The following is a 24,667-nucleotide window of genomic DNA, read 5'->3' on the forward strand; positions in this document are numbered from 1 at the left end:
AGGCGCGCACCCGGGCCGCACTGGACGCCGCCGTGAACGCACTCGGAGGCAGCCCGCGGGAGGGGCAGATCGAGATGGCCCGCCGCGTGACCCGGGCCATCACCTCCGGCGGTCACCTGCTGGTGCAGGCCGGCACCGGCACCGGCAAGTCGCTGGCCTACCTGGTGCCCGCCATGGTGCACGCCGTCGACGCCGGCGAACGCACCGTCGTGTCCACCGCCACCCTCGCCCTGCAGCGCCAGGTGCTCACCAAGGACGCCCCGCTGGCCGCCGACGCCGTCGAGCGCACCACCGGCGTCCGCCCCAGCGTCGCCCTGCTAAAGGGCTGGCAGAACTACCTGTGCCGCCACCGCCTGGCCGGCGGCTACCCCGACGACGACGCCGACACCCTCTTCTCCGCCGCCGCGGCCACACCCCGCGCCCGCATCGGCGAGGGTGCCGAGCAGAGCCTGGGTGAGCAGGTGGTGCGCCTGCGCCAGTGGGCCGAACAGACCGACACCGGGGACCGTGACGACCTGGTGCCCGGCGTCTCCGACCGCGCCTGGGCGCAGGCATCCGTGACGGCCGCAGAGTGCCTGGGCAGCAGCTGCCCCCTGCATGACGAGTGCTTCCCCGTGCTCGCCCGCGCCACCGCCGCGGAGGCGGACGTGGTGGTCACCAACCACGCCATGCTCGGCATCGCCGTGGCCGGCAACCCCGGTGTGCTGCCCGAGCACGAGGTGCTGGTGGTCGACGAGGCCCATGAACTGGCCGACCGGGTGCGCTCCCAGGGCACCGCCAGCCTGTCCGCGGCGGCGGTGGCACGCGTGGCCGCGACCGCCCGCCGCCACGCCGGCGTGCTGGTCAACGAACTGGAGGAGGCCGGGCAGACCCTGCAGCTGGCCCTGGCGGAGATGCCCGACGGGCGCCTGGCCGATGGGCTGCCGCCGGCGCTCGCGGACGCCCTCACCCTGTTGGAGGCCGCCTGCCGGCAGGTGCTCACCGACGTGCGCGAGGCCGCCCGCGCGGCGAACCAGGGCGGCGGGCAGGCGGGCGCCGAGGCCGGGGGAGTGGCCCTGGCCCGCACCGCGGTTGCCGACATGACGGAGGTGGTCGAGCGCATGACCTCCGACTCGGTGGCCCAGCGGCGCGACGTCGCCTGGGTGGAGCGCCCGCGCATGGGCGCCGATCCGCCGCGCCTGACCCTCGCACCCATCGACGTGGCCGGGTCGGTGGCCGACACGCTGCTGGCCGACCGCGCCGCCGTACTGACCTCCGCCACCCTGGCCCTGGGCGGCAGCTTCAACCCCATGGCGGCGGCCCTCGGGCTCACGCTGGCGGACGCCGACTGGGAGGGACTCGACGTCGGCACCCCCTTCGACTACGCGCGCCAGGGCATCCTGTACACCCCCACCCACCTGCCGCGCCCCGGGACGGGCATCTCCGCGGAGGCCCTGGAGGAGGTGGTGGCGCTCGCCGAGGCCAGTCGCGGCGGCATGCTCGGCCTGTTCTCCTCCCGGCGGGCCGCCGACGACGCCGCGGCGCTGCTGCGTGAGCGCACCGACCTGACGGTGTACGCGCAGGGGGAGGACCGGCTGCCCACCCTGGTGGACGCCTTCGCCGCCGATGAGGACGCCTGCCTGGTGGGGACCCTCTCGCTGTGGCAGGGCGTGGATGTGCCCGGACGCACCTGCCGGCTGGTGGTGATCGACCGCATTCCCTTCCCCCGGCCCGACGACCCGGTCGCCCAGGCGCGCAGCGAGGCCGTCACCGCCGCCGGCGGCAATGGCTTCATGACCGTCTCGGCCACCCACGCCGCCCTGCTGCTGGCGCAGGGGGCGGGGCGGCTGGTGCGCCGGGCCGACGACCGTGGCGTCGTCGCCGTGCTGGACCCGCGGCTGCGCACCGCCCGCTACGGGGCGTTCCTGGCCCGCTCCATGCCGCCGCTGTGGCCTACCCGGGACCGCGACGTCGTCCTGGGGGCGCTGGGGCGGCTGGCGGCCGGCAAGTGAATCCGGGGGATTTTTCCGGTACCCGTGCGGCGCCGAGATCGACCGCGTACCCTAGGCCGTGGGTGGGCCAGCTCACCAACCTGACAACCGTCCAGATTCGGAGGAACACAGTGTCAGACACCACCATCACCAACAGCGCTCAAGGTTCGTACCCGACGGCCCGCTCCGGTCGTCCCTCCAAGGTCGCCATCATTGGTGCCGGCGCGGTTGGTTCCACGCTCGCCTACGCCTGTGTCACCAAGGGCGTCGCCCGCGAGATCGTCCTGCAGGACATCGTCAAGGAGAAGGTCGAGGCGGAGGCCCTCGACATCGCCCAGGGCATTCAGTTCACCTCCGCCGGCGCCGTCTCCGGTTCGGACGACCCGGAGATCTGCCGTGACGCGGACGTCGTGGCCATCACCGCCGGTGCTAAACAGAAGCCCGGCCAGTCCCGCCTCGAGCTCGCCGGCGCGACCGTCGGCATCATGGAGAAGATCCTGCCCAAGCTGGTCGAGGTTGCCCCCAATGCCATCTTCCTGCTGGTGGCCAACCCGGTCGACGTTGTCACCTACTGCTCCAAGAAGATCACCGGGCTGCCCGAGAACCAGATCTTCGGCTCCGGCACCGTGCTGGACACGGCGCGCATGCGCTACCTGGTCTCCCTTGAGACCGGCACCGCCACCCAGAACATCCACGGTTACATCGCCGGCGAGCACGGCGACTCCGAGGTGGCGCTGTGGTCCTCCACCGAGATCGGTGGCGTGCCGATCACCCAGTGGGGCAAGACCCTGGACGGCGGGGTGTTCGATCAGGAGAAGCGCGACCGCATCGCCCACGACGTGGTCCGTTCCGCCTACCGCATCATCGAGGGGAAGGGCGCGACCAACTACGCCGTCGGCCTGGCGGTTTCCCGCATCATCGGGGCCATCCTCAACGATGAGCAGCGCGTGCTCACCATCTCTCCACTGCTGAACAACTGGCACGGCATCTCCGACGTGTGCATGGCGGTGCCGACCATCGTCGGCCGTGAGGGTGCCGGGCGCCGCCTGGAGCTGCCGCTCACCCTCGACGAGCGCGATCGGCTGACCGCCTCCGCCGAGCGCCTGCGCGAGGTGGCTCGCGGGCTCGGTTACTGAGTCCCCGTCGCGGCGGCCGTAGCGTCGTCTGTAAGCATGAAGGGGCCGACCCCACGGGGGTCGGCCCCTTCTGCATGGATTTACGCGGATCAAGTCAGAATGACGTGCACGCGCACGTTTCCGCCTGGGTTTCCGCTCAGAGGGCCCGCAGGACGGTGACGACCTTGCCCATGATCGTGGCCTCGTCGCCCGGAATGGGGGCGTAATCGGGGTTGCGGGGAAGCAGCCACTGGTGCCCGTCCTTGCGGGAGAGCACCTTCACGGTGGCGGAGGCGCCGTCGACGTCCTCGACCATCGCTGCCACCACGTCGCCGTTGTCGGCATCCGGCTGGGCGCGCACGACCACCCAGTCGCCGTCGCAGATGGCCGCGTCGATCATGGAGTCGCCGTGGACCTCCAGCATGAACAGGTCGCCGTCGCCGGTCAGGCGGCGGGGCAGGGCCAGCACGTCCTCGACCTCCTGCTCGGCCAGGATCGGCGCGCCGGCCGCGATGCGTCCCACTAGCGGCACGGCCACGGCCTCCCCATCGGCTACGCCGGGCAGCACCGGTAGTGACGGCTCCAGGGCCGGGGTGGCGTGCGCAGGCGCGGAGGCGCCGGAGTCGGAGTCCGGCTCGACGGCGGGAGCCACGACCTCCAGAGCGCGCGGACGGTTGGGGTCGCGCCGCACCAGGCCGAGGCGCTCGAGCTTGTCGAGCTGGTGCTTGACTGAGGAGGGACTGGTCAGGCCGACTCGGGCGCCGATCTCTCGCATGGAGGGCGGGTAGCCGTGGGCGGCGACCGCCTCGCATACCGACTCGTAGACGGCGCGGGCGCGCGCGTCCAGGGACTCCAGGGCCTCGGCGGTGGAAAGCGCGGAATCGGCGTCGCAAACGGGTGGCGCCGCGGCGGGGGCGGCGGGGGCCGTGTCTGTGCCGCGGCGGCCCGTCCGGCGGGTGGTTGCGCTCATCGCCTGTCCCTCACTCCCCGGGCTGCCGGCGGCCCGGGGCCGGGTGCCGGTTAAGGAGCCCGAATTCATGTCGGTGGCCCGTGATGGCCTTGTCTCGTCAAGACTACGGCCGATCGTCCGGGCGATCAAACATGTGTTCGAAAACGCTCTGGACGTGTCGGACGTGAACCGGTAATCTATCGAACAGACGTTCGTCGAACGTGTGTTCTAGGAGGCTTCCATGAGTGCTCTCGCCGCCCCAGTGCCGCCGCGTCTCCGGCTGGTTTCTGCCGAGGATCACCACGGCTCGAGGCTGTTTGCGGTCGGCGCTGCCACCGACAGTGCCGCACGTTCCACCGAACCCGAAGGCGTCCCCGCGCCCCGTCCGCGGCTGCGTCTGGTCACCGGCGGCGTCGAGGCCGACCCCGAGGCGACGTCGGGGTCGCCTCGCGTCGCTGCGCAACCGGAGGTGATGCGGCGTCCGGTTGCTCCGCGGCGTCGGCGGCAGTCCCTGGAGGAGCTGGCTCCCACTCACCCGGCCGTGCGCTCGCGCAGCCGTGCGCGGCTCGGGCGCGCGGCGTCGGCTCCGCAGGCGGATGCCCTACAGTCGCAGGCTCCGGCACCGGCTGCGCGGTCTCGCGCGACGTCGGCGCAGGTGCCGGCTCGGACCCGGGTGGTACCGGCTCCGGCCGGGCGTCGTGCAGTGCCGACTGCGGCGGTACAGCGCGGGGAGGAACGCCGGCCCGCGCAGCAGGTGGCCGCTAAGCGGTCGGCCGAGCGCGCGGCCCTGCCCGTGGCTGTACGTCGCCTGCTCGTCGTCGGCGCCCTTGTGCTGGCGGCGGTCCTGATAGTGGCCGGCGGCATCGTCGCCTCCGGCTTCAGCACCGCCCCGGCGCAGACCACCACCGCCACCGTCCAGTCCGGCCAGTCCCTGTGGGATGTCGCCGTGGCCACCGGCGCCGGTGACGTCAACGAGGTCATGGCGCAGATCGTCGATCTCAACGGGCTGACCAGTTCCACCCTGCAGCCCGGACAGACGCTCATCGTCCCGGCCGGCTGAGCCGCTCCTGCACGTTCGACGGGCTCGCGCCCGGTACAACGCTTGCGGATCCGCGCGCCGGAAGCATAACCTCCGAACCGTACGCACATTGCGGAGAACCGGAGGTGGTCGGCGTGCGCTGTCCTTTCTGCCAGCACAGTGGGTCGCGCGTAGTCGACTCACGCACGTCGGATGACGGAACTTCAATCCGCCGTCGCCGCCAGTGCACCAAATGTGGGCGGCGCTTCACCACGATCGAGGCGGCGAGCCTGTCGGTGCGCAAGCGCTCCGGCGCCACCGAGCCGTTCTCGCGCGACAAGGTGATCAACGGTGTGCGCCGCGCCTGCCAGGGCCGTCCGGTTTCCGACGATCAGCTGGCGTTGCTGGCCCACAGGGTTGAGGAGACGGTGCGCGGCAAGGGACACGCCATCGTCGACTCCCACGAGGTGGGGCTGGCGATCCTCGAGCCGCTGCGTGAACTCGACGAGGTCGCCTACCTGCGCTTCGCCTCCGTCTACTCCGACTTCAACTCCCTAGACGACTTCGAGGCCGCGATCGCCGACCTGCGCGCCTCCCACGCCTCCACTCCCGCCCCGGCCGCCGAGGTCGGCCCTGACAACCACTGAGGCCGAACGCCCTACCGGGCGTCGATCGCCTGCACGAGGCTCTCGACCAATCCGGGCCAGGTCCATTTCTCGACCATGAGGGCGCGTCCGGCTTCCCCCATGCGCGCGCGCAGTTCGGGGTCGGTCAACTGGCGCACCAGGGCGGACACAAGCGCATCCTCATCCCGGCCGTCGACGATGTTGCCGGTCACGCCCTCCGCAACCGTCTCGGGCGCTCCGCCGCTGGTCCCGGCGATCACCGGCAGGCCGGCGGCCGAGGCCTCAAGAAAGACGATGCCGAGCCCCTCGACATCGAGCCCGCCCCCGCGTGTGCGGCAGGGCATGGCAAAGACATCACCCATGGCCACATGTCCGGGCAGCTCCTCATAGGGGACCTTGCCGGTCAGGATGATCGACTCGCGCACGGGGGAGGAGCGACGCAACAGGGCCAGCTTCTTCGCATAAGGCCCCCAGCCGACGACGACGAGCCGGGCGTCCGGAACCTGCTCCACCACCCGCGGCCAGGCGGAGATCAACGCGTCCTGCCCCTTGCGGGCGACCAGTCGGGAAACGCACACGGCGGTGGGTGCCTCGCCCAACCGGTACCGGGCGCGCAGCGCGGCGCGCGCCTCGGGGTCCGGGTGGAAGCGGTCGACGTCGATGCCGCTGGGCAGGCGCAGCACCTCCTGATCCGCGGGCATATGCGGTCGCAGCTCGCCGAGCGTGTAGTCGGATATGTAGGTGATGACGTCGGCGTCGCGGAAGATGCGGCGCAGGGCCTGGCGGGCCCCGAGCACCATGCCCCAGCCGACCTCGTGCCCGTGGGTGGTGGCGATGACCCGGGTGGCACCGGCCTCCTTGGCGGCGCGGCCCAGCAGGCCGAGCGGGGCGGCGGCTCCGAACCAGACGGTCTCGATGTCGCGCTCACGGATGAGCTGTTGCATGCGCCGGCGCACGTCCGGAGTCGGCAGCAGCACGTGGGTGGGCATGCGCACGACGTCGAAGGCGGCTTCGTGGTCGAAGGCCGCGGCGGCGTCGGGGCCTTCGGGCGGGGTGGAAGCCAGAACGGTCAGGTCCGCGGCGGGCAGGCGCCGGGTGTAGTCGTCCAGGTAGGACTGGATGCCGCCGACGACGGGCGGGAAGTCATTGGTGACGAGCAGGGTCCGACGCATGGGGCGAGTGTACGGGTGAGCGGGGGAGAGGTTCAGCCCTCGTCGTTGTTGCGCAGAACCTCCGACAGGCGGCGCGCGGCGGCGGCCACCACCGGGCCGTGCACGCGCCCGGGCTGACGGCCCATGCGTTCGATCGGCCCCGAGATGGATACGGCCGCTACCACCTTGCCGCTGGCACCGCGCACCGGCGCCGACACACTGGCCACCCCCGGCTCGCGCTCGCCGACGGACTGGGCCCAGCCGCGCCGCCTAACCGCGGACAGCATGGTGGCGTTGAAGCGGGCGCCCACCAGGCCGCGGTGCAGCCGGTCGGGCTCCTCCCAGGCCAGCAGCACCTGCGCGCCGGAGCCGCCCTGCATGGACATGGTTGCCCCCACCGGAATCGAGTCGCGCAGCCCGATGGGACGCTCGGCGTTGGCCACGCACACGCGCACGTCCCCCTGGCGCCGGTACAGCTGTGCGGACTCGTGCGTCTTGTCCCGCAGGGCCGCCAGCACCGGGCCGGCGGCGGCCAGCAGGTGGTCCTCCCCGGCGGCGGAGGCGAGCTCGTTCAGGCGCGGCCCCAGAATGAACCGGCCCTGGGCGTCGCGAGCCAGCAGGCGGTGGAACTCCAGTGCCACGGCGATGCGATGCGCCGTCGGGCGGGCGAGGTGGGTGGTGGTGACCAGCTGCGCCAGCGTGGCCGGGCCCGCCTCGAGGGCGCTCATGACCAGCGCGGCCTTGTCGATGACGCCAACCCCGCTGCCGCTTTCGATGTCACCCAGAGTGTCCATAATCTGATACTGCCATTCCGAGTGGTGAGACTTCAAGTAGCGTGGAGTCAGAAAAACGGCCCGGAGTTTGCCGGTTCCGCAAATGCGGGCGGCTCCGGGCCGAACGGCCCCTTTAGGAAAGGAAGTGCAGCGATGGGAATGACCCTGGCACAGAAGGTGTGGCGCGACCACGTCGTCGCCCCCGGCACCGACGGAGCCCCGGATCTGCTCTACATTGACCTGCACCTCGTCCACGAGGTCACCAGCCCGCAGGCCTTCGAGGGACTGCGCCTGGCCGGCCGCAAGGTCCGCCGCCCCGACCTGACCCTGGCCACCGAGGACCACAACACCCCCACCCTCGACATCGACCTGCCCATCGCGGACGTCACCTCCCGCACCCAGATCGAGACCCTGCGCGCCAACTGCGCCGAGTTCGGGGTGCGGCTGCACTCCCTCGGCGATGCCGACCAGGGCATCGTCCACGCCGTCGGCCCGCAGCTGGGCCTGACCCAGCCGGGCATGACCGTCGTATGCGGCGACTCCCACACCTCCACCCACGGCGCCTTCGGGGCGCTCGCCTTCGGCATCGGCACCAGCCAGGTCGAGCACGTGCTGGCCACCCAGACCCTGCCCGTGGCCCCCTTCAAGACCATGAGCGTGCTCATCGACGGCGACCTGCCCGCAGGCAGCGGCGCCAAGGACATCATCCTGGCCATCATCGCCAAGATCGGCACCAATGGCGCCCAGGGGCACGTCATCGAGTACCGCGGCCGCGCCATCGAGCAGCTGTCGATGGAGGCCCGCATGACCATCTGCAACATGAGCATCGAGGCCGGCGCCCGCGCCGGCATGATCGCCCCCGACGAGACCACCTTCGCCTACCTGGAGGGTCGCCCGCACGCCCCCCAGGGCGAGGACTGGGATGACGCCGTCGCCTACTGGCGCTCGCTGCGCACCGACGACGACGCCGTCTTCGACACCGAGGTCGTCCTGCAGGCCGCCGACATCGAGCCCTACGTCACCTGGGGCACCAACCCGGGACAGGGCCTGCCCATCTCCGGCGCCGTCCCCAACCCCGAGGACATCGCGGACGAGACCGGCCGCCGCGCCGCCGAGCGCGCCCTGGAGTACATGGATCTCAAGCCCGGCACCCCGCTGCGCGACATCAAGGTCGACACCGTCTTCCTGGGTTCGTGCACCAACGGTCGCATCGAGGACCTGCGCGCCGCCGCCGCCGTCATCAAGGGGCGCACCAAGGCGCCCGGCCTGCGCATGCTGGTGGTGCCGGCCTCCGCCCGTATTCGGTTGCAGGCCGAGGCCGAGGGCCTGGACCAGGTGTTCAAGAACTTCGGCGCCGAGTGGCGCAACGCCGGCTGCTCCATGTGCCTGGGCATGAACCCCGACCAGCTCTCGCCCGGGGAGCGCTCCGCCTCCACCTCCAACCGCAACTTCGAGGGCCGCCAGGGCAAGGGCGGGCGCACCCACCTGGTCTCGCCTGTGGTGGCCGCCGCCACCGCCGTGCGCGGCACCCTGTCCACCCCCGCGGACCTGCCGGTGCTCGCCGCCTGAGTCGCCCGCGCCGTCCGCCGCCAGTCCGAGAAGGAAGCCACCCATGGAAAAGTTCATCCGCCACACCGGCATCGGCGCCCCGCTGCGCCGCAGCGCCGTCGACACCGACCAGATCATCCCCGCCGTCTACCTCAAGCGCATCACCCGCACCGGCTTCGAGGACGCCCTGTTCGCCTCCTGGCGGGCGAATGAGGCCGACTTCATCCTCAACCAGGACGCCTACAAGCACGCCAGCGTGCTGGTGGCCGGCCCCGACTTCGGCACCGGCTCCTCCCGCGAGCACGCGGTGTGGGCGCTGAAGGACTACGGCTTCAAGGTGGTGCTCGCCCCCCGCTTCGCCGACATCTTCCGCGGCAACGCCGGCAAGCAGGGGCTGGTGGCCGGTGTCATCAGCCAGGAGGATGCCGAGCAGCTGTGGAAGATCCTGGAGACCGAGCCCGGCACCGAGATCACCGTGGACCTGGAGCAGCGCACCGTCGAGGCGGGCTCCTTCCGCACCGTCTTCCAGATCGACGACTACGTGCGCTGGACTCTCATGGAGGGCCTGGACGACATCTCGCTGACCCTCACCCACGAGGACGCCATCAGCGCCTATGAGGACGCCCGGCCCGCCTACAAGCCGCGGACCCTGCCCGCCCGCCACGAGCCGCCCGCCACGGTCGTGCCCGCCCACTCCGCGGACATGCCCCGCCCCTGACTTCTCGGACGACGCTGGGCCCGCCTGCCGCCTCCCGCGGCGGGGCGGCCCCGTCGTCGCCGCCCCGGCCCGGTGGGAACCGGGCCGTCGGCCGGGCTCGCGCCCGTCGTCGTCGGGCCGCATACGGTCCGCCACACCGGTGAGTTGAAGGACACGTCACCGTTCGCTGTGAGCGGGCCGCGGCATCTTCCGTTCCTGCCGGGTCCGCCTATGCTGAGGTCACCCGCGTCCGGCGTGGGTGACGCCGTGTCTCCGCGGCGCCCGATCTTCACGCGAACACTCGGAGGTACGCATGGTCGACGGTCTGCTTCAGGTCGAGGGCGGGCGCCCGCTTAACGGTGAAATCACCGTCCGGGGCGCCAAGAACCTCGTCCCCAAGGCGATGGTCGCCGCCCTCCTGGGCACCACGCCGTCGGTGCTGCACAACGTGCCGCTCATCCGCGACGTCGACGTCGTCTCCGGGCTGCTGTCCCTGCACGGGGTGAGCGTCGACTACGACCAGGCCGAGGGCATCCTGCGCCTGGACCCCTCCAGCGTCGAGAGCGCCCACATGGCCGACATCGACGCCCATGCCGGCTCCTCCCGCATCCCGATCCTGTTCTGCGGGCCGCTGCTGCACCGACTCGGTGAGGCCTTCATCCCCGACCTGGGCGGCTGCCGCATCGGTGACCGCCCCATCGACTTCCACCTGGACATCCTGCGCGGCTTCGGCGCGATCGTGGACAAGCAGCCCCAGGGCATCCGTCTGACCGCCCCCGATGGGCTGCACGGCACCGTCATCGAGCTGCCCTACCCCTCCGTTGGCGCCACCGAGCAGACGCTGCTCACGGCCGTGCGCGCCGAGGGCCTGACGGAGCTGCGTGGTGCCGCCGTCGAGCCGGAGATCATGGACCTGGTTGACGTGCTGCAGAAGATGGGCGCCATCATCTCCGTGGACACCGACCGCACGATCCACGTCGAGGGCGTGGACGAGCTGGTCGGTTACAACCACCGCGCCCTGCCCGACCGCATCGAGACGGCCTCCTGGGCTGCGGCCGCCCTGGCCACCCACGGCGACGTGTTCGTCCACGGCGCCCGCCAGAGCGACATGACCACCTTCCTGAACATCTTCCGCAAGGTCGGTGGCGCCTTCGACGTGCGCGACGACGGCATCCGCTTCTACCACCCGGGCGGCGACCTGAAGAGCATCGTGGTGGAGACCAACGTTCACCCCGGCTTCATGACCGACTGGCAGCAGCCGCTCGTCGTCGCCCTGACCCAGGCGGAGGGGCTGTCCATCGTGCACGAGACCGTGTACGAGAACCGCTTCGGCTTCACCGGCGCCCTGCGCAAGATGGGCGCCACCATCCAGGTGTACCGCGAGTGCCTGGGCGGCACCGCCTGCCGCTTCGGACAGCGCAACTTCTACCACTCCGCCGTCATCTCCGGGCCCACCCCCCTGCACGGGGCCGACATCGTGGTGCCCGACCTGCGCGGTGGTTTCTCCCACTTGATCGCCGCACTCGCCGCGGAGGGCACCAGCCGCGTGGAGGGCGTGAATCTCATCGACCGCGGGTACGAGCACTTCATGAGCAAGCTCACCGCGCTCGACGCCAACGTCACCCGCCTGGCCTGACCCGGTCCGGCGCCGGTCGCCCCGCGGTGCCGGAGCGTCCCGGCGGGCCGCCCGCGGACCCGCGCCCGGCTCGGCCCGTGGTCATTTCGCGCCCGGGTCGGCCCGCGGTCATTTCGCGCCCGCGGCGCACGCCAGTGGGTAGAGTGCCGATGTGGCGACCACACGACGCATGACCCCGTTCTACCGGTTCGCGGCCAGGGGGGCGATCATTCCGTTCCTCAAGGCGGTCTCCAAGCAGCATGTGACCGGCGTGGAGAACATTCCCCGCGAGGGCGGCTTCATCGCCGTCGCCAACCACCTGTCCAACCTGGACCCGCTCACCGCCATGCGCGCGCTCGTGGATGCGGACGTGCCCATCTACTCGCTGGCAAAGTCCCAGCTGTTCGAAATCCCCATCCTCGGCCACGTCTTCAGCGCCGGTGGTCAGATCCCCGTCTACCGCGGCTCCACCCACGCCGGCGATTCCCTGGTGGAGGCCGAGCGGCGTCTGCGCGCGGGCGACCCGATCATGATCTTCCCCGAGGGCACGCTGTCCCGCGACCCGCTGCAGTGGCCTATGACCGGCAAGACCGGCGCCGCCCGCCTGGCCATGCGCACCGGCGCGCCCCTGCTGCCCATCGGCCAGTGGGGCGCACAGAACGTGCTGGGTGCCTACGGCAGCGGTTTCCGCCCCTTTCCCCGCAAGGACGTGGACGTCCTGATCGGGAAGCCCTTCGACCTGGCCGAATTCGGCACGGACACCTCCGATCACGCTGTCGTGCGCGCCGCCACCGCCGAGATCATGCGGCACATCACGGAGCTGGTGGAGCAACTGCGCGGCGAGAAGGCGCCCCGCCCCTTCGATATGAAGTACGACGGCGATCCGGGCAAGGGCAACATCGGCGTGCGTCGGCCCGACCCGTCGGCGCCGTCGGAGCACGAGCACCCCTCCGTGCCGGGCACGCCGCCCGACAACCCGGGTGACGACGAGCCCGAAACCGCCCCGGAGCAGCAGTCATGAGCCCGGCAGTCGTCGGCAAGGCCGCCGTCATCGGCGCCGGTGCCTGGGGCACCACCTTCGCTCGCCTGCTCGCCCAGGCCGGCACCCCCGCCGTCATCTGGGCGCGCCGCCCGGAGATCGCCGCCGAGATCAACGCCGGCACCAACAACCGCTACCTGCCCGGCATCACCCTGCCCGAGACCGTCACCGCCACCACGGACATCCGGGAGGCCGTCGCCGGGGCGGGGCTCGTCGTCGTGGTGGTGCCCGCCCAGACCGCACGCGGCGTGCTCGCCCCGCTGCGCGGCGCCCTCGACGACGACGCCATCGTCGTCTCCCTGATGAAGGGGGTGGAGGCCGGCACGGGCTTGCGCATGAGTCAGGTCATCGCCGAGGCGCTCGACCTGCCCGCCCGGCGCATCGCCGTGGTCTCCGGCCCGAACCTGGCCGATGAGATCGCCGCCGGCCAGCCCACCGCCACCGTGGTGGCGGCGCAGGACGAGGCGGTGGCCGCGCGCGTGGCCGCCCTGTGCGCGACCGGCACCTTCCGTCCCTACACCAACACCGATGTGCTCGGTGTGGAGCTGTGCGGCGCGGTCAAGAACGTGATCGCCCTGGCGGTCGGCATCACCGCCGGACGCGGCTTCGGGGACAACTCCAAGGCCACCATCATCACCCGCGGACTGGTGGAGATCACCCGGCTGGGGCTGGCGCTCGGGGCGAACCCCGAGACCTTCGCCGGGCTGGCCGGCATGGGTGACCTGGTGGCCACCTGCTCCTCGCCACTGTCGCGCAACCAGACCTTCGGACGGCGCCTGGGTGAGGGCATGAGCGTGGCGGAGGCCGCCGCCGCCTCGCGTGGTGTCGCCGAGGGCGCCAAGTCCGCGCGCGCCGTGCTCGACCTGGCCGCCGCGCACGGAGTGGACATGCCCATCACCGCGGGGGTGGTCGCCGTCGTCGAGGGGACCGCCACCGTGGAGGAGATCAACGACGCCCTGCTGTCCCGGCCCCGCAAGGCCGAGGGCGTTAACGCGGCACCGTTGACCTGAGCCGCCCCTCTCGCCGAGTTCGGTTGAAGTTACGTGCTGAGATCGGTCGTAATGGCGTGACCGGGTTTAGGGCTCCGTCTGCCCAGTTTCGCAAAAACATAGTTCCCGTGTCCGGGCTTGTCCGGTCGATGACGACGGTTCGTGCCTTCCGGTAGAAGCTCGCCATTTCCGACGACGGTTCGTCACCAACGACGACGGTTCGTCACTTGGCACCAACGCTTCGGCACTTCCGACGACGGTTCGTACCCCTACCCCACTGTGTTGTCTCATGACTTCTGGGACTGTTGGATCTCATGACATCTGGGAGTGTCAGAAGTCGTGAGATTCTGGGGCGGTGCGGGTGGGGTTGGGTTGGGGGATGGGTTATGCAGTTTCGCCGTTCAAGCGTCAGCGCATCATTGAGTTTGACTCGCGGGTTGCGGGTGTGAGCGTGGAGGAGTTCTGCCGGCAGGTGGGGGTCTCGAAGTCCTCGTTCTACCGGATCCGTAAGCGGGCCAAGCAGGAGGGACCGGGGGCGGCGCTGGTCGCCCGTTCCAGGGCGCCGCTGCACCCGGCGCGCCGTTGGGATGAGCGGGTTGATGAGCGTATCGCCCAGGTACGCCGGGAGCTGGTTGCCGACGGGAAGGATGCGGGTGCGTGGTCGGTGTGGTGGGTGCTGTCCGGGGCGGGGGCCAACCCGGCCCCGTCGCGGGCGACTATTGCCAGGCGCATGCGGGCCATGGGGCTGGTGGTTCCGGCGCCACGCAAGCGCCCGCGGGTGTCTTTCAAGCGGTTCACGCGTACCAGTGCTAACGAGCTGTGGCAGCTAGACGGTATCGAGTGGCGCATCCAGGGGCGTGTGGTGACCATCTACCAGGTCATCGATGACTGCTCCAGGGTGCTGGTGGCGCTCAAGGCGGCCTGGGGCGGGGAGACGCATGAGGCCACCCGCCAAATCCTGTCCGAGGCGTTCGACTGTCAAGCCCCGGGTTTTGTGGAGGCTGTTTTATCTGGCGCCGGCGGTCGCCGGCTGGGGTTGGCTGGTGGTCTGCTCGCCGACGTCCTGGGCGTCGGCGGTGTCGGTGGTATCTGGTGGTGGTGGGGTGTATGCCTGCTCGTGCTGGACGGGGCTGTGCATGTCGATGGCGGAGTGAGGCCGGACGGTGTTGAACCAGTGCACCCACTCGGCGGTAGCGAGCTCGACATCGTCGATGCCCTCCCAGGGCCCGTGGGAGTCGAGGTACTTGTGGTTGCGGATGAGCTCGGCCTTGTAGAGCGAGTTCAGGGCCTCGGCCAGCGCGTTGTCATAGGAGTCTCCCTTGGAGCCCACCGAGGCCACAGCGTCGCAGTCGGACAGGGTCTGCCCGTAGCGGATCGCCCGGTACTGCACCCCGCGGTCGGAGTGGTGGATCAGGCCGGTAAGGTCGGCTCCTTCGCGCTGGCGCTGCCAGATACCCATCTTCAGAGCGTCCAGCGCCAGATCGGTGTACAAGCTCGTTGACGTCTGCCAGCCGACGATCCGACGGGAGTACACGTCAGTGACAAAGGCCACATACACCCAGCCCGACAGGGTGCGCACGTAGGTGGGGGTACCTCCCACGTAGTGGGGGAATGTCCGCCACCCACAGCTCGTTCGGCCTGAAGGCGCTGAAGTGTCTTTTGACCAGGTCCGCCGGGCATGCGTCCTTCGGTACGGACCGGGTCGTCCTGGGCGACTTGGCGCGGCGGATGCCGTGCAGGCCCATGTCCCGCATCAGACGCTCCACGGTGCAGCGGGCCACATGCCCCAGGCCGTGCCGGGCGGATTCCTCGGGACGGCCCCGCATCGCATGCATCTTCCTTGCGCCCAGTACGCAGTAGTTGTTCTCATGCACCCGCCCGATCTCGGCCTTCAGAGCCTGGTCGCGCACCGTCCTTGCCGATGGGGGACGACTCCTGGCTGCGTAGTAGGTGCTCGGGGCGATCTTGACATCGGCGCTGGCCAGCGCCTGACAGAACCGGCACAGGCCCCGCAGCTCCTCCCTGTGGGAGTCGATGCATCTCGCAGATCAGCGGGACGGGCGGCCTGGCTCCGCCGCGAAGAAAGCCGACGCGCTCCTCAGGATCGCGTTTGCCCTGCGCAGTTCGCGGTTCTCGGCCTCCAGCTGCCTGATCCGCTGGGCGTCCTCGCTCGTGGTTCCCGGCCGGGCGCCTGCGTCAATCTCGGCCTTCTTGACCCAGGTACGCAGCGCCTCGGGGTGGACGCCCAACTCCTCGGCGATCCTGCGGATCGCCCCCTTAGACCTCTCGGGGTCCCGGCGGGCCTCCACAGCCATCCGGGTAGCCCGCTCCCGCAACTCCTCAGGGTACTTCCTCGGTGCACTCATGACAGTGATCCTTCCGTGCATTCACTGCCTCCATCAAACCCGGTGCAGTTCAGACTCCTGGGGGCGGCCCGCAGCCATCCTGACCGACAACGGCAGGGCTTTCAACACTCACCGCACCACCGGATTCGGGCGGACAGAGAGGTGGCTGGCCAGCCTGGGGATCCGTCCGATCAGCGGCGCCATCGGTCACCCACAGACCCAGGGCAAGGTCGAAAGCTCCCACAAGCCCCTCCAGCTGTGGCTGGAAGCGCACCCCTACACCACCCTGGAGGACCTCAACACCGGCCTGGAGTGTTTCACCGCCTACTACAACACCGAGCGCCAGCACCAGGGGCTGGGGATAGCCATAACCCCCATACGCGTGTGGCACCAGGTCCCCCGGGCCCTGCCCAATCCCTCCCCGATCAACCTTGACGCGCTATCCGGGCCGGTGCCGCTGAGCCTGCCGCAGGCAGCCAGCACCGACCCGGCCATCACCAGCAGACAGGCCCTGAGCAACGGGAGCGTGACCTACAAGGGCCGGATCATCTACGTCGGTTCCTTCATGGCCGGCCAGAGAATCGAGTTCCGCCAGTACCCCACCCGCCTGGACCTTTACGACCAGGCCGGAACACACTTCGCCGCGATTCCCTGGCCCCAGCCCACCCAGGCACAGACCCACAGCCGGGCCACCATCAACGCTTCCAAACCACCCAACAGAATCATCAGCAGGCCACCCCGCTCACCCCGCTCCCAACCGTCCCAAAACCCATGAGACTCAACCGTCCCAGAAGTCATGAGACTCAACCGTCCCAGAAGTGTGGAGACAGCACAGTACCCCCACCGTACGAACCGTCACAAGAAGGTGCGAATCGCTGACCAGAACATACGAACCCTGATGCGAAGATACGAACCGTCGTTCGCCGCGAACCAGGGGGAGTGGCGCCTGAACACGCTCGTGCTATATGCCCTCATTGCCGACCACGAGCCGGCCGATCGGGCCTCGCTGTTGCGGCACCTCGGCGACGCGACGGAGCCGCCGTCAGTCGTCGTTGGTGTCATCGTCGGCGACGTCGATCACCAGACGGGTGGGGTTGGTGAGCGCGAAGATCCGGTAGGTCTGCGAGTCGGTGCCGAGCACCACCTGGAACTGGTCTTCGAAGGCGAGATCCAGGTAGGCCTCCTCAATGCCCTCGTCGTCGTCGCGCCCGACGGCGTCGAAGTCGAAGCGTACCGGCTCGGTGTAGGCCACGGCCTGCTGCTCCTCGCTGATCGGCATGGTCACGCCGGTGCCGATGACTACCAGGGTGAAGTCGCCCTTCACGGTGATGGGGTCGCCCTTGCCCTGGGTGTGAGCCTGATCGGTCCACTGTACCGACCAGCCCGGCGTGCCTTCACCGGAGAACTCGACCACGAAGCGGGAGTAGTCCTCATCGTCGTGGGAGCCGATGCGCACGTCGGAGATGACCAGTGCCGAGTCGTCGGACGCCGCCTGGCCGTCGGCGCCGGTGCCCCAGGCGGGCGCCCCGGACGGGTTGGTCTCCTCCTGGGTGAGCGAGCCGGTACTGGTGGGTGCCTGCGAGGCATCGGAAGACTCTGGTGCCGAGGCGTCATCGGTGGACGCGGCGGAGGCAGTGCTGTCGGCCGACTCGGCGGATGTGGCCGGCGCAGACGCCTCCTCGGATGCGGCGCCGCCGCCGGAGCCCGAGCCGCAGGCGCCCAGTGTGAGCGTGCCGGTCAGCAGCAGGGCCAGGGCGGGGACGAGTGTGCGGGGGAGTGGGCTTGGGCGTGTCATGACGGCTCCTGACCTTGAGTGAACCATGCGTGTGACGTCAATCATACGGGGGAGGGGCTGGTGGTGCATAGGAACAGATACTTCGGTACTGGCCGACGGCGCGCCCGACGCCGAGCGGTGACTTGATACTCGATCCGCCCGGGTAGCGGTAGCGTTGCCACCATGTCGGCCCCTCATGCCTCAAACGCAGTAAGCACCGGCGCAAGCACGGATTCCAGCCTCTTCACCTCGTCGGCCCCGGCCGCCTCAACGCAGACCCCGGCCGCCACGCGGCCGCACAAGCCCAGGGTCGCTGTCGTCTTCGGGGGCCGCAGCGGCGAGCACACCATTTCCTGTGCCACCGCCGCCGGCGTGCTGGACGCCATTGACCGGGACCGCTACGACGTCGTTCCCATCGGCATCACCCGCCAGGGCCAGTGGGTGCTGGTGGACGACGATCCCGACGCCCTGCGCCTGGACGACGCCCGTCCCCCGGTGGAAATCACCACCGACGGGCTCGGTCGCGGCGAACTGGCCATGCGGCTGGGGGCGGGAATCTGACCGCGATCACCCCCGCCGGCCCCGAGGTTCTCGGCACCGTCGACGTGGTTCTGCCGCTGCTGCACGGGCCCTACGGCGAGGACGGCACCATCCAAGGGATGCTGGAGATGCTGGGCCTGCCCTACGTAGGCTGCGGCGTGCTCGCCTCCGCCGCCGGCATGGACAAGCAGGTCACCAAGGTGCTGCTGCAGGCCGCCGGCATTCCCACCGCCCCGCATGTGCTCGTCGAGCCGCACCGTTGGCGCCGTGACAAGGCCGCCATCCTCGCCCAGTGCGCCGACCTGGCCCGCCCCCTGTTCGTCAAGCCCGCCCGCGCCGGCTCCTCCCTGGGCATCAGCCGGGTCGAGGATCTTTCCCACCTGGACGCGGCCATTGAGGCTGCCCGCGAGGTGGATCCGAAGGTGCTGGTCGAGTCCGGCGTCGTCGGCCGCGAGATCGAGGTGGCGGTGCTCGCCGGACACGGCGATGACGCCCCCCGCGTGGCCGAGCCCGGCGAGATCGTCATGGACGCCGCAAACGGTGCCGGCGAGTTCTACGACTACGAGACCAAGTACCTGGCCCACGACGCCGTCGCCATGGTCTGCCCCGCCCACATCGCCCCGGCCGAACGCGATCTGCTCATGCGCCGGGCCGCGGAGGCCTTCATCGCCATCGGCGGGGAGGGCCTGACCCGCGTCGACTTCTTCCTCACCCCGGACGGCGAGGCGATCGTCAACGAGGTCAATACCATGCCCGGCTTCACGCCCTTCTCCATGTACCCCTACATGTGGCAGGTATCCGGGCTGGCCTACTGCGATCTGGTCACCGAGCTGATCGAGCTGGCGCTCGAGCGCCCCAGAGATGTCAACCGCTGAGGCCGACGACGTCGGGACGCCCCCGGCGGGCCGCGGCGCCGAAACCGTCGATTCCGATGGTGCTGCCGCCGTCGACTCCGTTGCCGGTGGTGGTGCCGCAACCACCGTCGCCGACCTGGGGGAGGAGGCGCTGCTGGCCGCCTTCACCCCGCTGCTGCCGCAGGCGGCCCGCGTGCTGGTGCCCAGTGGGGACGACAGCGCCGTGGTCGCCGCCCCGGACGGGCGTTACTGCGTGAGCACCGACGTGCTCGTCCAGGGCGAGCACTTCCGCACCGACTGGTCCACCGCCCGCGACGTCGGGGCCCGCGCCGCCGCCCAGAACCTCGCCGACATCGCCGCCATGGGGGCGCGCCCGACGGCGCTGGTGGTCAGCCTGGTGCTGCCGCGCACCACCTCGGTCGCCTGGGTGCAGGACCTGGCTCGCGGCTTCGCCGACGCATGTGCGGGCACGGACGCGGGCGTGGTCGGCGGTGATCTGAGTGTCGGGGATCGGGTGGTCATCGCCGTCACCGTCCACGGCGACCTGGATGGCCGCCGCCCGGTGCGGCGCTCGGGCGCGCGTCCCGGCGACATCGTCGTCCACTGCGGCACGCTGGGACGCTCGGCGGCCGGGCTCGCACTGCTGCAGGCCGGTCTGGATGGCCGCTCGGACGGGTGGGATGACGCCGTCGCTGGCGCCCACGCCGGTGCGCGGGGCGACGCGGGCGGAGACGGTGTGACGATCAACGACGACGGTGCCGCGGCCGCCGCGCAATGCCTGCGCATCTACCGGGCGCCGGAGCCTCCCCTGGCGGCTGGACCCGCGCTCGCTGACGCCGGAGCCACCGCCATGATGGACGTCTCCGACGGGCTGCTGCGCGACGCGGACCGGATCGCCCGGGCCAGCGGCGTCGTCGTCGAGATCGCCGACCCGGACGGCGACCCGGAGGCCGGGCTGACGCATGACCTCGCCGCGTTGGCGCCGGTCGCCGGCTTGCTTCGCCCCGACGCCGTGGCCGCGCGTGACCTGGCGCGGGCCTGGGTGTTGACCGGGGGAGAGGACCACGGCCTGCTGGCCACGCTGCCGCCGTCGGCGGTCGAACGGCTGCCGGAGGGCGCCCGGGTGATCGGAGCCGTGCGCGCCCGGCGCGTGGGCGAGTCGGCGGCCGTACTGATCGGCGGGCGCGTACCCGAGCGTCTCGGCTGGGACCACTTCAAAGAGTGATTGGCTCCCGGACCTGGATCGAGCCGCCTGCAATCAGCGGCATCGGGACCAGCAGTTCGCCGGCTTCCAGCGAATCCTCGCCCAGCAGGGTGTCAATAGCCGTGCGTCCCATCTGCTCGTGCGGAAGGGCGAAAGAGGTGAGAGGCGGAATGAACCACTGGCCCATCTGCGTACCGTCGAAGGAGACGATCGCGACATCCTCGGGAACTCGCAGGCCGAGTGCCGCCAGGGCCTGATAAACGCCTAGCGCGAGCGCATCGTTAGCGCACACTACGGCGGTGGGCGGACCATCCTGACGTAGCAGGCGCGCCATTGTGGTCCGGCCGGTGGGAGCATCCCAGAGCGGTGCGTCGAGCTCGGGCGCATGGAGACTTCCCTTTGCGGCGAGCACCCCTTGCAGTCCGGATAGGCGACGTTGAAGTGCGAGCGGACGGGTGTTCGGCCAGTTTGCGGTCGCCGAGGCGTTGCCGGGGAGACGTCCGAGGAAGACTACGTGCCCTTCGCTGCCCGCCTTGAGGATCAGTCTTCCCGCGTCGGCTCCCGCGGCGTGGTCGTCGGGAAGGATGCTCGTGGTTGTCCTGGATGGATCCTTGCAGTTGAGTAACACAACGCGCTCACCGGTGAGAGAAGGAGGAAGTGACACCTCACGACTGAACATCGTGGCATAGACGATGCCATCGGCACGACGGTCTAGGAGGTTGGTAATGAGCTGCTCCTCGAGCTCGGGCTCACCCAGAGTCTCCGCGGTGAATAGCAGCATTCCGTGTGATCGGGCTCCCTCAAGCACGCCGCGCACCATCGCGTGTGCGGCGGCCGTTGTTGTGACCAGGTCGGAGACGAGCGCGATGGTGCCGGACTCGCCTGTGCGCAGGATGTCGGCAATCTTGTTGGGACGATAGCCGAGTTCCTCAGCGGCCTGTTTCACGCGTTGCGCAGTCCGTGCGGCAACGCGCTGATCTGTGCGTCCGTTGAGGACGAACGACGCAACGGTTCGCGAGACCCCGGCACGGGCGGCAACCTGCGCCTGGGTGACACGCGCCGGGTGTGTCGCTTTCGGCTCTGTTTGGCGCGATGCGTCGTTCGACTTCGGGTGTGTTGATGCACGGGGGGATCCAGCGGTCTCCGCTGATGCTGCCGGTTTCGCCACGTTATGCCCCGATCCTGCGCCTGATCTTCGTGCCAACAGGTGTTGACATGCCTCGTTCGCCAGTCTAACGTAGAGGCTGCTAACAGCAGTTAGCTACTTCTGGCCCGCGGGCCTCTATCGCAAGGAAGCGAGAATTCATGAGTACTTGGCGTGGTCATGCCAGCAGTCCGTGGTGGGTCGCCTTCGCTGCCGGTATGGCAACCTTTGTTGACCAGGTTGCCATCGTTGGTTTCGGTACGGCGCTCGTCCTCTATCAGACGTCGGGCGCCCTCAGTCCCGAGCACGTGGGTGTGCTTACCTCTCTGTCGACGATTTCTCTGGCTGTGGGCGCCCTGAGTGGCGGGCGCCTGGGTGACCGATACGGCCGGCGCCGCGTCTTCCTCGTGACGATGGTGCTCATCGTCATCGGGACCGGGCTCTCGGCGGCCTTCACTAGTTTCCCCGTGCTGCTCGTAGCCTTCGTTCTCTTCGGCGTCGGAACCGGGGCGGATATTCCAGTCTCGCTTGCCACGATTTCGGAGTCCGCCGACGACTCGAACCGTGCCAAGCTCGTCATCTTCTCCAACCTCATGGGCACCGCGGGCATCACCACGGCCATGCTGTGCGGAATCGGCTTCGGCGGAATGGGTGTCGCCGGAGGGCGGCTGATCTTCATGGTTGCATGCGCCTCGGGTGTAGTCGGGTTCCTGCTGCGGTTGACAGTTCCGGAGTCACGGTCCTGGCAGGAGGCTCGCGCTGAGGTGGAGCAGGGGGCGGCGACTGTACGTGCGACTCGCCGCAATATCGGTGATCTGCTCACCGGTGCCTATGCCAGGCCCCTGTGGACGCTTCTGGCGTACTACACGCTCACCACCGTGGCGGTGCTCGTTTCCGGCCAGTTCGGCACCTACACGGCCGTAAACGTGGCCGGGATGACCGTGAGTTCGTACTCGGCGATCTCAATGCTGGCGCTACCGGCTGCTCTCATCGGAGGTCTGTGGTTCATGAAGGTCGCGGACACACCCAGAAGAATGCCCTACTACGTCGTCGGTGCCATTGGTGTGGTGCTCTCCTACCTCATTCCCGCCGTGTTCGGCTTCACTCCGTTCACCGTCATCCTCGCGCTCGTTGTTGTTACGATCGCGGGCGCATTCTGCTATGAGACGATGATGAAGGTGTGGACACAGGAGTCCTTCCCGGTGCTCCTGCGATCTACGGCTCAGGGCACGGTCTACGCCGTCTCCCGTGTTGCCGCGGCATTGTTGGCCGTTTTCACGCCCTCTCTCCTCGGGGTCAACCCCCGCGGCCTGTACGGTGTGCTCGGGGCTGTTGCCGCTACGGGTCTCGTTATCGGGTACCTGGGTTTCCACCGGACGAGTTCGACGGCCTTCGACGTCGAACGGGATGAGGTCTCCGAGGTGGCTCATGCATGACAACGTTTCGTTCGCTGCTGGAAGCGAACAAGAAGTGGCTCGAGACGTGGTGTTGGAGTCCGTGGAGTTTACGGGGGCGCGGGGAGTCTTGCGAGGGACCCTCTACCGCCCGGACTGCGTAGCGCTCGATGCAAAAGGGATTCCGGCGGTCCTGTTGTCGCACGGATTCGGCTCGAATCGGCTTGAGTCGGGGATTTTCGTCTCGCTGGGGCGCGCCTTAGCCTCTTCTGGAGTTGCTGCGTTCGCCGTCGACCGGACTGGTCAGGGTGAGTCCGATGGCTCGTTCTTCGACGACACTGTCGAGCGCGACGTCGATGATGTCGAGCGCGTCCTCGCAGGTGTGCGTAACCGCGAGGATGTAGATGCCGATGACGTCCACCTCGTTGGGGTAAGCCTGGGCGCCGTTGTGACGACTATTGTCGCGGCGCGGAACCCTTCCGCGATAGCGAGCATAAGCCTGCTGTCGACAGCCTGCTCATTCGCCGACGAGATCCGTTCCGGGTACCTCCAGGGCAAGCCGCTCAGCGTCATCGATGAGCAGGGTTACCTCGACTTCTACGGATGCCGGTTGGGGTCTGCAATCATAGATTCCGCCAACCGCATCGACCCCTTCGGTGCCGCCCGGGGCTACGCCGGGCCAGTGCGGATACTTCATGGCGGGCGAGATTTCATTCCCGTGGAGTATGTCCGCCGGTACGAGTCGGTATACGGGCGGCAGGCTCAATTGACGATCAGACCGACCGCCGACCACGGATGGGCGAACGTGACGGATCGTGAGTTCGCCATCGCCGAAGTCGTCCGCTTCATTGTCGAGCGCAGCAGGAGGAGCGCGTGAGCACCTGGCGTCGTTCCGTCACTGCCGAAGCCTGGTTTGATGAACGGCTCAATCCTGACTATGCCGATGCGCTGACGGCCTTTGAAGAGGGCATGCCTGATAACTACCTCGACCTCGACGCGGCATCCAGGCGTGCGATTCAGGAGCGGTCGCCCGTTCCGGAGCCAGACTGGGTGGCCAGGTATGTCAATTGGCATGAGGTATTCGTTCCTGTGGAAGGTACGGATCGGCAGGTGCGTGTGCGCGTGTATACGCCGCGAACCGGAGAGCATATGCGTCCGTGTGTGCTGTGTATACACGGTGGTGGAATGTGGGCGGGCACCCTGGACTCCGAGCACCACGTCTTCGCGAGAATCGCGGCCATCCAGGACGCGGTCTGTGTCTCGGTCGACTACCGGCTTGCGCCCGAGCATCCGTTCCCCGCGGGGCTGGATGACGTTATGGTCGCGCTGCGTTGGGCGGCGAGTTGCGAGGACTTGGGCGCAGACCGATCAAGGATCGCTTTGTATGGCGGCAGTGCCGGCGGAGGAATCGCCCTCGGTGCCGCGCTGCGTGCTCGTGATGAAGGAGGTCCGGCTTTGTGCTTCGTTCAGGCAATATACCCGATGGTCGATCCATGGTCGGATACTCCGTCGGCGTACCAGCTTGTTCGCTCTGGGTGCGGCACCTGGAACCGAGACAACAACATCGAGGGCTGGCGCTGGTACTTGGCGGGGCAGCCGCCGACGATCTACTCTGCTCCGGGCACCGCTTCTGTCGAAGAGCTTCGGGGACTGCCTCCGGTTTACATGGATGTAGGCGAACTTGACCTGTTCCGCGATGAGAATCTGGTCCTGGCGGCGCGTCTGTGTGCGGCCGGTGTGTCGACAGAGCTCCACTTGACTCCGGGGCTATTCCACGGCGCTGAAAACGTCGTTCCGGAGGCGTCTGCGAGCAGGAGGCTGTTGTCGAGTCGGGAGGCCGCAATGCGGCGACATATTCACCCTGAGCTTCGTCCGCAGTGGTGACTTGCTGCGCTGCATGCTGCGGATAGATAGTCTGAGGG

At 69.3% G+C, this 24,667-nt stretch carries 19 protein-coding genes and 3 pseudogenes; 16 read left to right on the top strand and 6 right to left on the bottom strand.

Features of this window, described 5'->3' with window-relative positions:
* Positions 1-74 precede the first annotated feature (74 nt).
* Positions 75-1,991 carry an ATP-dependent DNA helicase gene (locus C3B71_RS04745; protein ID WP_234416204.1) on the top strand — a complete coding sequence of 639 codons (1,917 nt, stop codon included), beginning with the start codon at positions 75-77 and terminating at the stop codon, positions 1,989-1,991.
* A gap of 125 nt (positions 1,992-2,116) precedes the next feature.
* A complete protein-coding gene (locus tag C3B71_RS04750) occupies positions 2,117-3,106 on the top strand; it encodes an L-lactate dehydrogenase (protein ID WP_395994421.1) in 990 nt (329 codons plus the stop codon).
* A 136-nt stretch (positions 3,107-3,242) separates the two neighbouring features.
* Here the strand turns inward: C3B71_RS04750 and lexA are convergent, their stop codons facing one another.
* Positions 3,243-4,055: a transcriptional repressor LexA gene (lexA, locus tag C3B71_RS04755; RefSeq protein WP_108966461.1), complete on the bottom strand. Its 813-nt coding sequence runs from the start codon at positions 4,053-4,055 to the stop codon at positions 3,243-3,245.
* Positions 4,056-4,275: 220 nt separating this feature from the next.
* Here lexA and C3B71_RS04760 point away from each other — a divergent pair, with 220 nt between their 5' ends.
* Positions 4,276-5,094: a LysM peptidoglycan-binding domain-containing protein gene (locus C3B71_RS04760; RefSeq protein WP_108966463.1), complete on the top strand. Its 819-nt coding sequence runs from the start codon at positions 4,276-4,278 to the stop codon at positions 5,092-5,094.
* A gap of 113 nt (positions 5,095-5,207) precedes the next feature.
* Positions 5,208-5,699: a transcriptional regulator NrdR gene (nrdR, locus tag C3B71_RS04765; RefSeq protein ID WP_073327807.1), complete on the top strand. Its 492-nt coding sequence runs from the start codon at positions 5,208-5,210 to the stop codon at positions 5,697-5,699.
* A gap of 11 nt (positions 5,700-5,710) precedes the next feature.
* On the opposite strand, the gene C3B71_RS04770 is transcribed toward nrdR, so the two are convergent.
* Together C3B71_RS04770 and C3B71_RS04775 are read right to left on the bottom strand one after the other, a co-directional pair.
* The gene (locus C3B71_RS04770) at positions 5,711-6,850 is read right to left on the bottom strand and encodes a glycosyltransferase family 4 protein (protein ID WP_108966465.1); all 1,140 of its coding nucleotides are present in this window, start codon (positions 6,848-6,850) and stop codon (positions 5,711-5,713) included.
* Positions 6,851-6,882: 32 nt separating this feature from the next.
* Positions 6,883-7,623, bottom strand: a complete 741-nt coding sequence (locus C3B71_RS04775; protein WP_073327279.1) for an IclR family transcriptional regulator — start codon at positions 7,621-7,623, stop codon at positions 6,883-6,885.
* A 132-nt stretch (positions 7,624-7,755) separates the two neighbouring features.
* Here C3B71_RS04775 and leuC point away from each other — a divergent pair, with 132 nt between their 5' ends.
* The 6 genes and pseudogenes from leuC to C3B71_RS16915 all read left to right on the top strand — a co-directional run.
* Positions 7,756-9,171, top strand: a complete 1,416-nt coding sequence (gene leuC, locus C3B71_RS04780; RefSeq protein WP_108966467.1) for a 3-isopropylmalate dehydratase large subunit — start codon at positions 7,756-7,758, stop codon at positions 9,169-9,171.
* Positions 9,172-9,214: 43 nt separating this feature from the next.
* Positions 9,215-9,868, top strand: coding sequence for a 3-isopropylmalate dehydratase small subunit (gene leuD, locus C3B71_RS04785; protein WP_073327276.1), 654 nt, complete (start codon positions 9,215-9,217; stop codon positions 9,866-9,868).
* 292 nt (positions 9,869-10,160) lie between these two features.
* Complete coding sequence (gene murA, locus C3B71_RS04790; RefSeq protein WP_108966469.1) at positions 10,161-11,483, top strand: UDP-N-acetylglucosamine 1-carboxyvinyltransferase; 1,323 nt, start codon at positions 10,161-10,163, stop codon at positions 11,481-11,483.
* A gap of 169 nt (positions 11,484-11,652) precedes the next feature.
* Positions 11,653-12,483: a lysophospholipid acyltransferase family protein gene (locus tag C3B71_RS04795; protein WP_108966470.1), complete on the top strand. Its 831-nt coding sequence runs from the start codon at positions 11,653-11,655 to the stop codon at positions 12,481-12,483.
* A complete protein-coding gene (locus tag C3B71_RS04800; protein ID WP_073327271.1) occupies positions 12,480-13,511 on the top strand; it encodes an NAD(P)H-dependent glycerol-3-phosphate dehydrogenase in 1,032 nt (343 codons plus the stop codon). The genes C3B71_RS04795 and C3B71_RS04800 overlap by 4 nt, the downstream gene beginning before the upstream one ends.
* Positions 13,512-13,869: 358 nt before the next feature.
* Positions 13,870-14,049, top strand: a pseudogene (locus C3B71_RS16915) (helix-turn-helix domain-containing protein); the annotation flags it as partial.
* A gap of 546 nt (positions 14,050-14,595) precedes the next feature.
* Here the strand turns inward: C3B71_RS16915 and C3B71_RS04810 are convergent.
* Positions 14,596-15,856: pseudogene (locus tag C3B71_RS04810) on the bottom strand (IS3 family transposase); the annotation flags it as partial.
* On the opposite strand from C3B71_RS04810, the gene C3B71_RS04815 reads away from it, so the two are divergent.
* Complete coding sequence (locus C3B71_RS04815; RefSeq protein ID WP_108965259.1) at positions 15,855-16,610, top strand: integrase core domain-containing protein; 756 nt, start codon at positions 15,855-15,857, stop codon at positions 16,608-16,610. The pseudogene C3B71_RS04810 and the gene C3B71_RS04815 overlap by 2 nt on opposite strands.
* 267 nt (positions 16,611-16,877) lie before the next feature.
* On the opposite strand, the gene C3B71_RS04820 is transcribed toward C3B71_RS04815, so the two are convergent.
* Complete coding sequence (locus C3B71_RS04820) at positions 16,878-17,630, bottom strand: AMIN-like domain-containing (lipo)protein (RefSeq protein ID WP_108966472.1); 753 nt, start codon at positions 17,628-17,630, stop codon at positions 16,878-16,880.
* A gap of 162 nt (positions 17,631-17,792) precedes the next feature.
* Here C3B71_RS04820 and C3B71_RS04825 point away from each other — a divergent pair.
* Positions 17,793-19,024, top strand: a pseudogene (locus tag C3B71_RS04825) (D-alanine--D-alanine ligase family protein).
* Positions 19,011-20,228, top strand: a complete 1,218-nt coding sequence (locus C3B71_RS04830; RefSeq protein WP_108966474.1) for a thiamine-phosphate kinase — start codon at positions 19,011-19,013, stop codon at positions 20,226-20,228. Before C3B71_RS04825 ends, C3B71_RS04830 begins: the two are co-directional and overlap by 14 nt.
* On the opposite strand, the gene C3B71_RS04835 is transcribed toward C3B71_RS04830, so the two are convergent.
* Positions 20,218-21,375 carry a LacI family DNA-binding transcriptional regulator gene (locus C3B71_RS04835; RefSeq protein ID WP_159097644.1) on the bottom strand — a complete coding sequence of 386 codons (1,158 nt, stop codon included), beginning with the start codon at positions 21,373-21,375 and terminating at the stop codon, positions 20,218-20,220. The genes C3B71_RS04830 and C3B71_RS04835 overlap by 11 nt on opposite strands.
* 194 nt (positions 21,376-21,569) lie before the next feature.
* Here C3B71_RS04835 and C3B71_RS04840 point away from each other — a divergent pair, with 194 nt between their 5' ends.
* Genes C3B71_RS04840 through C3B71_RS04850 form a run of 3 tightly spaced genes read left to right on the top strand, consistent with a single transcriptional unit; the run spans position 21,570 to position 24,629 of the window.
* Entirely contained in the window at positions 21,570-22,787 is a 1,218-nt protein-coding gene (locus C3B71_RS04840; RefSeq protein WP_108969566.1) for an MFS transporter, read from the top strand.
* Complete coding sequence (locus tag C3B71_RS04845) at positions 22,780-23,622, top strand: alpha/beta hydrolase family protein (RefSeq protein ID WP_159097645.1); 843 nt, start codon at positions 22,780-22,782, stop codon at positions 23,620-23,622. The genes C3B71_RS04840 and C3B71_RS04845 overlap by 8 nt, the downstream gene beginning before the upstream one ends.
* Positions 23,619-24,629 carry an alpha/beta hydrolase gene (locus C3B71_RS04850; RefSeq protein WP_108966479.1) on the top strand — a complete coding sequence of 337 codons (1,011 nt, stop codon included), beginning with the start codon at positions 23,619-23,621 and terminating at the stop codon, positions 24,627-24,629. Before C3B71_RS04845 ends, C3B71_RS04850 begins: the two co-directional genes overlap by 4 nt.
* Positions 24,630-24,667 lie beyond the last annotated feature (38 nt).

Origin of the sequence: Actinomyces sp. Z16, from assembly GCF_003111765.1 — a bacterium.
In the GTDB taxonomy this organism is placed as follows: Bacteria; Actinomycetota; Actinomycetes; order Actinomycetales; family Actinomycetaceae; genus Actinomyces; species Actinomyces glycerinitolerans.